This is a genomic window from Microbispora sitophila (assembly GCF_014892245.1).
GTDB classification, from domain to species: domain Bacteria; phylum Actinomycetota; class Actinomycetes; order Streptosporangiales; family Streptosporangiaceae; genus Microbispora; species Microbispora siamensis.
Window position 1 is genome coordinate 23,939 of record NZ_JADBGC010000044.1, and the last position, 12,170, is coordinate 36,108.

The following is a 12,170-nucleotide window of genomic DNA, read 5'->3' on the forward strand; positions in this document are numbered from 1 at the left end:
GCCAGGTGTCGGCATTGTCGAACGCCTTCCGGCATCGCTAGGATCCGGGGCGTGCCAGGTCCGGTCCAGTCCATCGAGCGCGCCGCCGCGATCCTGCGGCTGCTCGCCCAGGGATCGGGGCGGCTCGGCCTCACCGAGATCGCGAACTCCCTGGGACTGGCCCGCGGCACGGCGCACGGCATCCTGCGCACCCTCCAGCTCGTCGGCTTCGTCGAGCAGGACGAGGCGACGGGCAAATACCAGCTCGGTGCGGCGCTGCTGCACCTGGGCACCAGCTACCTCGACGTGAACGAGCTCCGCTCGCGGGCGATCAACTGGGCCGACGCCCTGGCCGCGCGCAGCGGCGAGGCGGTGCGGATCGGCACCCACCTCCAGGGCAAGGTCCTGGTCGTCCACCACGTCTTCCGTCCCGACGACAGCCTGCAGACGCTCGACGTCGGCATGCTCCTGCCCATGCACGCCACGGCGATCGGCAAGGTGCTGCTCGCCTACGACGCCAACGCGGCCGCCGCCGTACAGGACGGGGAGCTGGAGCAGTTCACCCGCCGCACGGTGCGCACGCACAGGGAGATGTCGCGCATGCTCGCGACCGTGCGCGAGCACGGCTGGGCGTCGGACGTCGACGAGGCCGGCATGGGCGAGGCGGGGGTGGCCGCCCCCATCAGGGGGTACGGGGGACTCGTGGTGGGCGCGATGGGCATCTCCGGCGCCACCGAGCGGATCTGCGACTCCGGCGGGCGCCCCCGCCCCGACCTGGTGGGCTATGTGCGCGACGCGGCGCGGGCCGTCTCCCGCGACCTCGGCGCCTCCCGCTGGTGACCCTCCCCACCCCCCACACCGCATCCGCCGCCCGAAGGTAGGCCCGCCGTGACCCAGCGTTATGTGATGTCCATCGACCAAGGCACCACCTCGACCCGATGCATCCTGTTCGACCAGCGCGGCCGTCTGGTCTCGGTGACGCAGCGGGAGCACAAGCAGCACTTCCCGCGTCCCGGGTGGGTGGAGCACGACGCCGTCGAGATCTGGCGCAACCTGGAGCGGATCGGCCCGGAGGCGCTCGCCCAGGCGGGCATCGGGCCGGGCGAGGTCGCCGCCGTCGGCATCGCCAACCAGCGGGAGACGACCGTGCTGTGGGACCGGCGCACGGGCGTGCCGGTCACCCCCGCCGTCGTCTGGCAGGACACCCGGACCGACACCCTGGTGGACGAGCTGTCCCGCCGCCCCGACGCGCACGTGGTGCGCGAGCGGTGCGGCCTGCCCCTGGCCACGTACTTCTCCGCCCCCACCGTCCGGTGGCTGCTGGACGACACCGACGGGCTGCGCGAGCGGGCCGAGCGCGGCGAGATCCTGTTCGGCACGATGGAGAGCTGGCTCATCTGGAACCTCACCGGCGGCCCGGACGGCGGCGTCCACGTCACCGACGTGACCAACGCCAGCCGCACGCTGCTGATGAACCTGCGCGACCTCGACTGGGACCCCGTGCTGCTCGGCTTCTTCGGCATTCCCCGCGCGATGCTGCCGGAGATCCGCCCGTCCAGCGAGACGTACGGCGTGGCCCGGCGGGTGCTGCCCGGCGTGCGGATCTCCGCCGCGCTCGGCGACCAGCAGGCCGCGCTGTTCGGGCAGACCTGCTTCCACCGCGGCGAGGCCAAGTGCACCTACGGCACGGGCGCCTTCCTGCTGCTCAACACCGGCACCGAGCCGGTCGCCTCCACCCACGGCCTGCTCACGACGGTCGGCTACCAGATCGGCGACCAGCCCGCGGTGTACGCCCTGGAGGGCTCCATCGCGATCACCGGCGCGCTCGTGCAGTGGTTCAGGGACCGGCTGGGGATCATCAGCACCGCCCCGGAGATCGAGACCCTGGCCCGCACGGTCGACGACAACGGCGGCTGCTACATCGTCCCGGCGTTCTCCGGGCTGTTCGCGCCCCACTGGCGCAGCGAGGCCCGCGGGGTCATCGTCGGGCTCACCTCGTACATCACCAAGGGCCACCTCGCCCGGGCTGTGCTGGAGGCCACGGGCTGGCAGACCCGCGAGGTGGTCGACGCCATGAACGCCGACGCGGGCATCGCGCTCACCACGCTCAAGGTCGACGGCGGCATGACGTCCGACAACCTGCTCATGCAGTTCATCGCCGACGTGCTGGACGTGCCGGTGGTCCGGCCCATGGTCGCGGAGACCGTCTCCCTCGGCGCGGCGTACGCCGCCGGGCTCGCCGTCGGCTACTGGCCCGACCTGGAGGGCCTGCGGCGCAACTGGCACCGCGCCGCCCAGTGGACGCCGGCGATGGACCCGAAACGGCGCGAGGACGAGTACGACAACTGGCGGCGGGCGGTCGAGCGCGCCTTCGACTGGATCAAGCCCACCGCCGGTTGATCATGAAGTGGGCCCGATGTCCGGCTCGGGTTCGGGCATCGCCGACTCGTCGCCTGTCGCCGGCGGCGTCTCGGCGGCCGGCGTCTCGATGTCGGACGCACCGCCGATCATCGCCTCCAGGCCCTCGTCGTCCGGTTCCGGCGTCAGCGGCTCGGGCGAGGTGCCCCTCGCGTCCGTTGCTCCGGATCTGTCCGCCACCACGTCCGCGTCTCCTCCCACGTGTCCTCTCCGCTGTCCGCCGGTCCCCCCGGCCCGCGGATCACGCATGACCGCTCACCTGCCCCCGTCGTACGGCTTCCATTCATCCTCGCAAAGACCCGTCATGCGTACGCCCCGGCCTCCCGGGGGTAGACGACAGGTGATCGGAGCGAGGAGTGGACGGGATGGACAGGCGTCGGCATGACCTGGTCGACCGGGACCTCGAGGAGGCGGCGGCCGACCTCCTGGCGCACGATCCCCGGCTGCGCGGCCTGGACGTGCGGGTCCGCTTCGACGGCGGGGTGGCGCACGTCGACGGCGACGTGCCGGCCGCCGCCGACCTCGCCATGCTCCGCGAGCGTCTCGGCCGGCTGGCCGGGGTGCTGGCGGTGTGGGACCGGGTGCGGGTGGGCGGCGTCCCGCCCCGGGTCGTCGACCTCGGCTGTGGCGGCACCAAGCAGCACCGCGACAACGTCGGCATCGACCTGCGCCCCGGCCCGGTGGTCGACGTGCTGGCCGACCTGGCGTACGGGGTGCCGCTGGCGGACGAGTCGGTGGACCAGATCTTCGTGGTGCACGTGCTGGAGCACCTGGCCGACTACCTGCCCCTGCTGCGCGAGTGCCACCGCGTGCTGCGGCCGGGCGGCGTGCTGCACGTCCTGGCGCCCTGGTGGCGGCACGTCAACGCGGTGGCCGACCCGACGCACGTCCGGCTGATCGACGTGCAGACGTTCAAGCACCTGTGCCGGCCCGACGACGCGGGCCGCTGCTGGTATCCGCTGCTGGTCACGCGCGACGAGTCCACGGTCTTCGCCGACCTGGTTCCGGCCAAGGACGGCCGGGAGCCCGCCTGCGAGCGGCGGCTGGCCCGATTCTTCGACTGAGCGGGCCGCCGGTTCGTGAGAGGCTGCCGCTGGAACCCGATCCGGGCACAAGGAGAGCGATGACCGGCGAGACGGTGGAAGAGCAGCGCGAGTACGTCCGGCGGCTGGCCGCGGCGCACGTGGAGAAGGGTGATCCGGTCGGCTGGTTCGAGCCGCTGTACTCGGCGGCCGAGCGGGGCGAGGCCCTGGTCCCCTGGGCCCACCGGGTCGCCAACCCGCACCTGGTCGAGTGGGCCGGCGGCCGTGCCGGCGAGGGGCGCACGGCGCTGGTCGTGGGATGCGGCATGGGCGACGACGCCGAATACCTGGCCGGCCTGGGCTGGGCGGTGACCGCCTTCGACGTCTCGCCCTCCGCCGTCAGGGCCGCCCGGAGCCGCTTCCCCGGCTCCGCCGTGCGGTACGTCACCGCCGACCTGCTCGCCCCGCCGGAGGAGTGGCGGCAGGCGTACGACCTGGTGGTGGAGATCTACACGGTTCAGGTGCTGCGCGGCGACCCGCGCGAGCGGGCCGTCCGCGCGGCCGGCTCGCTGGTCGCCCCCGGCGGCACGCTGCTGGTGGTCGCCCGCGCCCGGGAGGAGAGCGACCCGGCGGGCCGGATGCCCTGGCCCCTCACCCGAGCCGAGATCGACGCGTTCGCGACCGGCGGGCTGCGCCCGGTGCGCGTACGGGACGTGTACGACGACGAGACCCCGCCGGTACGCCGCTGGGTCGCCGAGTTCGCCCGAGACTGAGGTAATTCGTTCCCCAAAATGTCATGGCGGTCCTGCTCGCACGACAGGTTATGGCGCATCGTGGGTAGGTGGTGCGGGACCACGGGGGTGGGCAGATGGAGCAGGGCATCCCCCCTTCTCATGATCGTGGGCTGTTGCGCGCGCTGACGGGCATACTGGAGGACAGCCATCTGGCGGCGTTCGAGGACATCCCGTCGCTGGTCGGCCGCCTCAAAGGCGAGGCGGGCTTCGAGGAGATCGGCATCTACCTGGCCGACCTGCAGCAGAGCGTGCTGCGCCGGTTGTGCGGCCCCGGCGGAGAGGACGCCCAGCCGGAGGAACTGAAGATCGACACCACGCTCGCCGGACGCGCCCTGCAGGAGGTGCGCATGCTGCGGGGCGGATCGGAGGGCGACACCCCGGGCCAGTGGTGGGTCCCCATGCTGGACGGCACCGAGCGTCTCGGCGTGCTGTGCTTCGCCCCTTCGGCCGAGGACGACGAAGTCCGCGACCGCATGCGGCACCTGTCCTCCCTCATCGCGCTGATCGTCGTGAGCAAGCGCTCGTTCAGCGACTGTCACGCGCGGCTCGTGCGGAGCCGGCCGATGAACGTCGCGGCGGAGATGCAGTGGAACCTGATGCCCCCGCTGACGTTCGCCACACCGAAGGTGACGATCGGCGCGGTGCTGGAGCCGGCGTACGAGATCGGCGGCGACGCCTTCGACTACTCCACCTCCGGCCGGCAGGCGCACGTGGGAATCTTCGACGCCATGGGCCACGACGTCGCGGCCGGGCTGACCGCGAACCTCGCGATCGCCGCCTGCCGCAACCACCGGCGGCAGGGCATGGGCCTGGTGCGCAACAGCGAGGCGATCGAGCGGGTCCTGATCGACGAGTTCGGCCGGGGCGACCGCTTCGTCACGGCGATCATCGGCGACCTCGATCTCGGCACCGGAGTGTTCAGCTGGGTCAACCGCGGCCATCACGCGCCGGTGCTGATCCGCCAGGGCCGCTGGATCTCCACCTTGAAGTGCCCGCCCGCCCACCCGATGGGACTCGACCTCGGCCTGCCCGTCACGCTCTGCCGGGAGCAGCTGGAGCCCGGTGACCGGCTCTTGCTCTACACGGACGGCATCACCGAGATGCGCAGCCCCGACAGCGGTGAGTTCGGGCTGGGCCGGTTCGTCGAGTTCGTGATCCGGCAGAACGCCGCCGGGCTGCCGGTGCCCGAGACGCTGCGCCGCCTGATCCGGACCGTGATGGAGTATCACGACAACCGGCTGCACGACGACGCCACGGTGCTGCTCGTCGAGTGGCACGGCAGCGCGCACGAGAAACTGAGCGCCTAGCCCATTTACCCGCCCGCGGCGTCCGAGGCACACCCGCGGGACGAGCGGGGCGGTGCCACGGGTCACGGAGTCAGAGCCGTCTTTCCTCCGGCATGTCCGCTCCCGCTGAGGCGATGGGGGGCCGAGGCGGGATCAGGCCGTCCACGGTCCGTCCGGCGGTGCTCTCGCGTACGACGAGGCGGTAGTCGGCCCGCACCTCGCGCGGCGGGCCGGCGGCCCTGCCGTCCAGGCGGGCCCGCAGCAGGTCGACCGCGATGCGGGCGAGCTGCGCCTTGTCCGGCGCCACCGTGGTCAGCGTCGGCGTGCTGTAGCGGCCGTCCTCGATGTCGTCCAGGCCCGCCAGCGCGATGTCCTCGGGGACCCGCAGCCCGGCGGCGAGGATCGTGCGCATCGCACCGAGCGCCAGCAGGTCGTTGAAGCAGAAGACCGCGTCGGGCAGCCGCGGCGCGGCCAGCAGCCGGGCCATGGCCGCGGCGCCCTCGGCCCGCCGGTACCGCTCCACCTCGGCGATGGTCTGCGGCAGCCCGTGCGCCGTCATCGCCTCGGCGTACCCGGCCAGGCGCAGCGGCGAGGTGCCGCTGACAGAGGTGTCCTGCGCGCCGAGCGCCGCGATCCGCGTGCGGCCCAGCCCGATGAGGTGCTCGGTGACGTCGCGGGCGGCCCGCACGTTGTCGATCGCGACATGGTCGGCCGGCCCGTCGTAGATCCGCTCCCCCAGTAGGACCAGCGCGGCGTCGTCGGTGCGGGCGGCCAGTTCCTCCACGCCGATCGAGACCGGGCTGAGGATGACGCCGTCCACCCGGTGGTCGCGCACCCCGTCGAGCACCCGGCGCTCCCGCTCCAGGCTGCCGTCGGTCTGCTCGATCACGACGATCCACTTCTGCTCGGCCGCCGCGTCGATCACGAACCGGGACAGCTCCGCGAAATACGGCGCGTCGAGTTCGGGCAGCGCGAGCGCGATCACCCCGGTACGGCCGAGGCGCAGGTTGCGGGCCGACAGGTTGGGCCGGTAGTCGAGCTGGGACAGGGCCCGCTCGACCTTGGCGCGTGTGGCCGGCGAGACGTGCGCGTAGCCGTTGACCACGTTGGACACCGTCTTCACCGACACCCCGGCCAGCTGCGCCACATCCCGCAGACTCACTCCCACTTCACGCTCACTTCACGCTGCCTCTCGCGTCGTACGACGGGGTCGTACGGCACGTCGCGGCCGTACGGCATCCGATCGTAACGCCCTGGTATCGAGTCTCAGGAGACCTGTTTACAACGTTGAAACAACGTTGTACAAACCCTCGTACCACGAAATGTCGCATCAACAGAGAGGTCGTGCCTTGGCGTCGCCGGCTCGTCTGACCCTTGACCCCGCCTTCCGGATCGCCCCGGTCGAGCCCCGGCTGTTCGGCTCGTTCGTCGAGCACATGGGGCGCTGCGTCTATACGGGCGTCTTCGAGCCCGGCCATCCGGCGGCCGACGCCGACGGCTTCCGCACCGACGTGCTGGAGCTGACCCGCGAGCTCGGCGTCACGCTCGTGCGCTACCCGGGGGGCAACTTCGTCTCCAACTATCAGTGGGAGGACGGCGTCGGCCCGGTGGAGGACCGGCCGCCCCGGCTCGACCTCGCCTGGCGGAGCCTGGAGAGCAACCGGTTCGGGCTGGGCGAGTTCATGGCGTGGGCCGGGAAGGCCGGCGTCGAGCCGATGATGGCGCTCAACCTCGGCACCCGTGGCGTCGCCGAGGCGCTCCAGCTCGTCGAGTACGCCAACTACCCCGGCGGCACCCGGATGTCGGAGCTGCGCCGGGCGCACGGCGCGGACAAGCCGTACGACATCCGGTTGTGGTGCCTGGGCAACGAGCTGGACGGGCCGTGGCAGCTCGGGCACAAGACGGCCGCGGAGTACGGCCGGCTGGCGGCGGAGACGGCCCGCGCTCTCAAGCGGTTCGACCCCGGCCTGTCGCTGGTCGCCTGCGGCAGCTCCAACAGCGGGATGCCGACGTTCGCGGGCTGGGAGGCGGAGGTGCTCGAGGCGGCCTACGACATGGTGGACTACGTCTCGCTCCACGCCTACTACGACCCCTCCGACGGCGACGTCGACTCCTTCCTCGCCAGCGCCTCGGACATGGACCACATGATCCGCTCCATTGCGGCCACGGCCGACCACGTCGGCGCGAAACTGCGCAACCCCCGGCGGATCGATCTGTCGTTCGACGAGTGGAACGTCTGGTATCAGAGCCGCTTCAAGGGCGAGTCGTCGCTGGAGTGGGCCGAGGCGCCGCGTCTGATCGAGGACACCTACGACGTGGCCGACGCCGTCGTGGTCGGCAGTCTGCTGATCGCCCTGCTGCGCAACGCCGACCGGGTGAAGATCGCGTGCCAGGCGCAGCTCGCCAACGTGATCGCCCCGATCCGCACCGAGCCCGGCGGCCCGGCATGGCGACAGACGATCTTCCATCCGTTCGCGCTGACGGCCCGGCACGCCCGCGGCGAGGTTCTGCGGGTCGAGCCCGAGGGACCGGTGATCTCCACCGCCCGGTACGGCGACGCCCCGGCGATCTGGGCGACGGCGACCCACGACGACGCCACGGGCGAGATCGCGCTGTTCGTGGTGAACCGGGACCGCCACGGCCCCTGCCGCCTCGACGTGGAGCTGCGCGCGCCCGTACAGCCGGTCGAGCACCTGGAGATCACCGACGACGACTTGTCGGCGGCCAACACCGCCGACGCCCCCGACCGCGTGACCCCGAGGCCCGGCAGCGGCCTGCGGATGAACGGCCGCCGCGCCGAACTCACCCTTCCACCCGTTTCGTGGACTATCGTCCGTTTTGCCCCTGAGTCCCCCCAGGAGTAGCACCATGACACATTCCCTGTCCCGCCGCTCGTTCCTCGGCCTCACCGGCGCCACCGGTCTGGCCGCCGCGCTGTCCGCCTGCGGCGGCGGCACCAAGCTCGGCGCGGGCGAGACCGCGCCGTCGCAGGCGGCGACGTTCTCCGGCGGGGAGTACAGCGGGCCCAAGGTGACGCTCGACTTCTGGAACGGCTTCACCGGGGGCGACGGCCCGCACATGCGCGCCATGCTCGACGCGTTCAACAAGGCCTACAGCGGCCGGATCGAGGTGCGCAACGTCACCCGGCAGTGGGCCGACCTCTACCCGGCCGTGCCGACCGCGATCGCCGCCGGCAAGGGCCCCGACGTCGCCGTCATCCACAACGACTGGATCAGCACGTTCGCCGCCCGGCAGGTGCTGATCCCGCTCGACGACGTGGTCGGCGCGCTCGGGCTCACCGAGTCGGACTTCATCCCGGCGGTCTGGAAGGCCGGCGAGTACGACGGCAAGCGTTACAGCGTGCCGCTCGACGTCCACTGCCTGGGCGACTACTGGAACACCGACCACCTGGGCAAGATCGGCCTGAAGGAGGCCCCGGCCGACAGGGCGGCCTACGGCGAGGCGCTCGATGGCCTGAAGGACGCGGGGATCGAGCATCCCTTCTGGATGCCGAACAAGTGGCCCGCCCACCTGATGTTCATGAGCCTGGTCTGGCAGTTCGGCGGGCAGCTCTACAGCGAGGACGGCCTGCAGGCTCTGTGGGGCTCCGATGCCGGCGAGCAGGCCCTCGCCTGGATGGTCGAGCAGATCGACAAGGGCTTCAGCCCCGAGAAGGTCGCGATCGACAGCCAGTACGCCGCGTTCAAGAACGGCAAGGTGAGTCTCACCTGGGACGGCATCTGGCAGATCAACGACCTCAAGACCAACGCGCCGAGCCTGAAGTGGGACCTGTCTCCCGTGCCGAACATCGGCGGCACCCCGGCCGTGTGGAGCGCCTCCCACAACTTCGTGCTGACCGCCCAGGCGGGCCGGGACGCCAACAAGGTGCAGGCGGCGAAGTTCTTCATCGACTACATGTCCGAGCGGTCGAACGAGTGGGCCAAGGCCGGCATGATCCCCGCCCGCAACTCCGTACGTCAGGACCCGCAGGTGGCCTCGCTGCCGCAGATCACGCTGGCCGAGAACCTGGACGTCTTCCACTTCATCCCGGCGCTTCCCGGCGTCGGCGACGTGCAGACCAAGGCGCTTGAGCTCGCCGTGGCCAAGGCCGTGCTCAAGCAGTCCTCCCCCGCCGACGCGCTGAAGGAGGGCGTCGCCACGGCGAACAAGCTGCTGGCGGACAACAAGAGGAAGTACGCCAAGTGAGCGTGCTGACCAGCGCCGGCACGGCCGCGCGGGACCCCGGGGTGTCCGAGACCGCCCCGGGGGCTCCCGTGCGCCGCATGCACCCCTGGACGCCGTGGGCCTTCCTGGCGCCCTACCTGCTGCTGTTCGCGGTGTTCATGGCGCTGCCCATCGGGTTCGGCTTCTGGACCAGCCTGCACGAGTGGGACATCAACGTCCCCGCGAAGCCGTTCGTGGGCCTGTCCAACTACGCGGAGCTGTTCGACCCGTCGAGCGTGGACGGGTCGAGGTTCTGGACCGCGATGAAGGCGACCGGGATCTTCACGGTGTTCTCGGTGCCCCTGCTGATCGTGCTGCCGCTGCTCGTCGCGCTGCTGATGAACGGCCGGTTCCGCGGCCGCAACCTGTACCGGGCTGTTTACTTCGCGCCGTACGTGCTGGGCGTGGCGGTGGTCGGCGTGCTGTGGCGGTTCCTGCTCGACGGCAACATCGGCCTGGTCAACCACTACCTCGGCCTCGACGTGCAGTGGACCACCGACCTGCCCGGCGCGTGGGTGGCGCTGATCGGCGTGACCGTCTGGTGGACGCTCGGGCTCAACTCGGTGATCTTCCTCGCCGGGCTGCAGGACATCCCCAGGGAGCTGTACGAGGCGGCGATGGTCGACGGGGCGGGCGCCTGGCACCGGTTCCGGGCGATCACGCTGCCCGGCCTGCGCCCGGTCACGCTCTTCGTGGTCAACGCCACCATCCTCGCCTCGGCCAACATGTTCGGCCAGTCGTACCTGATCACGGTGGGCGCTCCGGCCGACCAGACCAAGACCGCCATCTACCTCATCGCCGAGACCGGCCTGCGTCAGTTCGACATGGGCACCGCGTCGGCCATGAGCTTCGTGCTGGCCGCCTTCCTGATGGCGGCGAGCGGTCTCGTCTTCGGCGCGTTCAGGAACAGGCGGGCGCAATGAGAAAGGATCTTCGCGGGCTGCGGCGATCGTTGCTCCATCTCGTCCTCGCGTCGGTCGCCGCCCTCTACGTCAGCCCGCTGGTCTACATGGCGGTCACGTCGGTCAAGACGCGGGAGGGGGCGGGGTCGACCACGCCACAGTGGATCCCCGACCCTGTCACGCTCGGCGCGTACCGGGAGATCCTCGGCAGCACCGACTTCCCGGTCGTCTCCTGGTTCCTCAACAGCCTCGCGGCGGCGACAGGGCACGCCGCGCTCGTCCTGGTCACCGCGGCCCCCGCGGCGTACGCGCTGGCCCGGCTGAACTTCCGCGGCCGTGGCGCCGTGTTCACGGTGATCGTGGCGACGCTGTTCGTGCCCCCGGTGGTGCTGCTCGTGCCCAACTTCCTCATCGTCAACGAGCTGGCCTGGGTCGACAGCCTGCCGGCGGTCATCGTGCCGGCGGCGGCCAGCGCGTTCGGGGTCTTCTTCCTGCGGCAGTTCTTCACCACGCTGCCCGGGGAGTTGGAGGAGGCGGCCGAGCTCGACGGCTGCAACCGCTGGCAGACCTTCACCCGCGTCGTGCTCCCGCTCGCCAAGCCCGCACTGGTGACCCTGTTCGTGCTGTCGTTCCTCACCAACTGGAACGACTTCCTGTGGCCCCTGTTCGTGCTTTTGAGCCCCGAGTCGCTGACGCTGCCCGCCGGCCTCGGCAACTTCCAGAGCGCCAACAACATCCGATACGACCTGGTCATGGCGGGAGCGATGATCGCCAGCGTCCCGGTGCTGCTGCTCTACCTGGTCGCCCAGCGCTGGATCATCGAGGGCATCTCCCGCTCCGGCCTGAAGGGATGATCGGCGCCCCGCGGGAAAACGGGGCGTAACCGCCGTCCGGCGCCGGGGACGCGATCGCGCGGTCCCCGGCGGCGGACGAGCGTGGACGGTCGGGACCCCGTTCGACAGGTGCGGGCTACCTGGTCCAGGTCCACTTCTGGTTGGTGCCGCCCCAGCAGCTGTAGAGCTGGATCCCGGTGCCGTTGCCGGTGCCGCCACCGGCGGCGTCCAGGCACAGCCCGGACTGGACACCGACGATGGAGCCGTCGGAGTTGACGCGCCACTTCTGGTTGTCGCCGCCCCAGCAGCTGTAGATCTGGACCCTGGCGCCGTTGCCGGTGCCCGCGGCGTCCAGGCACTTGTTGCCGTACACCCGGATCTCGCCGGCGGAGGTGGAGGTCCAGGTCTGGTTGGTCTGGCCGTTGCAGTCCCACAGCTGCACCTGGGTGCCGTCCGTGGTGCTCGCGCCGGGCACGTCCAGGCAGCGCCCGGAGGCCGCCCCCTTGATCGGCCCGCTACCTCCACCGGGAGTGGGGGTGGCGGTGGGGCTGGGGCTGGGTGAGGGGGACGGCGACGGTGTGGTGTCGTCGAGGCCGAGGAAGGAGATGGCGTAGGCGAGCTGGCCGGCCATGGGGAGTTGGTGGCCGACGCCGGAGATGCTGATGCCTTCGACGGTGGCCTGGGTGCCGGTGTTGCCGTAGCGGGTGCGGGT

At 71.3% G+C, this 12,170-nt stretch carries 12 protein-coding genes; 9 read left to right on the forward strand and 3 right to left on the reverse strand.

Going from position 1 to position 12,170, the window contains the following annotated elements; translation table 11 throughout:
• The first annotated feature begins 51 nt into the window (after nucleotides 1-51).
• Both IL992_RS43845 and glpK read left to right on the forward strand, forming a co-directional pair.
• The gene (locus tag IL992_RS43845; RefSeq protein WP_193209191.1) at nucleotides 52-819 is read left to right on the forward strand and encodes an IclR family transcriptional regulator; all 768 of its coding nucleotides are present in this window, start codon (nucleotides 52-54) and stop codon (nucleotides 817-819) included.
• A 48-nt stretch (nucleotides 820-867) separates the two neighbouring features.
• Nucleotides 868-2,379: a glycerol kinase GlpK gene (gene glpK / locus IL992_RS43850; protein ID WP_193209192.1), complete on the forward strand. Its 1,512-nt coding sequence runs from the start codon at nucleotides 868-870 to the stop codon at nucleotides 2,377-2,379.
• Here the strand turns inward: glpK and IL992_RS43855 are convergent, their stop codons facing one another.
• Complete coding sequence (locus IL992_RS43855; protein ID WP_193209193.1) at nucleotides 2,380-2,577, reverse strand: hypothetical protein; 198 nt, start codon at nucleotides 2,575-2,577, stop codon at nucleotides 2,380-2,382. It lies immediately after the preceding gene.
• 185 nt (nucleotides 2,578-2,762) lie between these two features.
• On the opposite strand from IL992_RS43855, the gene IL992_RS43860 reads away from it, so the two are divergent.
• From IL992_RS43860 to IL992_RS43870, 3 genes are all read left to right on the forward strand, one after another.
• Nucleotides 2,763-3,461, forward strand: a complete 699-nt coding sequence (locus tag IL992_RS43860; protein WP_193209194.1) for a methyltransferase domain-containing protein — start codon at nucleotides 2,763-2,765, stop codon at nucleotides 3,459-3,461.
• Nucleotides 3,462-3,520: 59 nt separating this feature from the next.
• Nucleotides 3,521-4,192 carry a class I SAM-dependent methyltransferase gene (locus IL992_RS43865; RefSeq protein WP_193209195.1) on the forward strand — a complete coding sequence of 224 codons (672 nt, stop codon included), beginning with the start codon at nucleotides 3,521-3,523 and terminating at the stop codon, nucleotides 4,190-4,192.
• Between the two features lie 134 nt (nucleotides 4,193-4,326).
• Nucleotides 4,327-5,520: a PP2C family protein-serine/threonine phosphatase gene (locus IL992_RS43870; protein WP_226874891.1), complete on the forward strand. Its 1,194-nt coding sequence runs from the start codon at nucleotides 4,327-4,329 to the stop codon at nucleotides 5,518-5,520.
• Between the two features lie 70 nt (nucleotides 5,521-5,590).
• Here IL992_RS43870 and IL992_RS43875 read toward each other — a convergent pair whose 3' ends face one another.
• Nucleotides 5,591-6,661 (reverse strand): LacI family DNA-binding transcriptional regulator, encoded by a 1,071-nt coding sequence (locus tag IL992_RS43875; protein WP_319019222.1) that lies wholly within the window; start codon nucleotides 6,659-6,661, stop codon nucleotides 5,591-5,593.
• A 187-nt stretch (nucleotides 6,662-6,848) separates the two neighbouring features.
• Here IL992_RS43875 and arfA point away from each other — a divergent pair, with 187 nt between their 5' ends.
• Genes arfA through IL992_RS43895 form a run of 4 tightly spaced genes read left to right on the forward strand, consistent with a single transcriptional unit; the run spans nucleotide 6,849 to nucleotide 11,479 of the window.
• The gene (gene arfA / locus IL992_RS43880; protein ID WP_226874892.1) at nucleotides 6,849-8,363 is read left to right on the forward strand and encodes an arabinosylfuranosidase ArfA; all 1,515 of its coding nucleotides are present in this window, start codon (nucleotides 6,849-6,851) and stop codon (nucleotides 8,361-8,363) included.
• A gap of 4 nt (nucleotides 8,364-8,367) precedes the next feature.
• Nucleotides 8,368-9,705 carry an ABC transporter substrate-binding protein gene (locus IL992_RS43885; protein ID WP_193209199.1) on the forward strand — a complete coding sequence of 446 codons (1,338 nt, stop codon included), beginning with the start codon at nucleotides 8,368-8,370 and terminating at the stop codon, nucleotides 9,703-9,705.
• A complete protein-coding gene (locus IL992_RS43890) occupies nucleotides 9,702-10,646 on the forward strand; it encodes a carbohydrate ABC transporter permease (RefSeq protein WP_319019223.1) in 945 nt (314 codons plus the stop codon). Before IL992_RS43885 ends, IL992_RS43890 begins: the two co-directional genes overlap by 4 nt.
• Entirely contained in the window at nucleotides 10,643-11,479 is an 837-nt protein-coding gene (locus tag IL992_RS43895) for a carbohydrate ABC transporter permease (protein ID WP_193209200.1), read from the forward strand. Before IL992_RS43890 ends, IL992_RS43895 begins: the two co-directional genes overlap by 4 nt.
• Before the next feature lie 115 nt (nucleotides 11,480-11,594).
• Here IL992_RS43895 and IL992_RS43900 read toward each other — a convergent pair.
• Nucleotides 11,595-12,170, reverse strand: a 576-nt coding sequence (locus IL992_RS43900; protein WP_193209201.1) for an RICIN domain-containing protein, incomplete at its 5' end; no start/stop codon positions are given.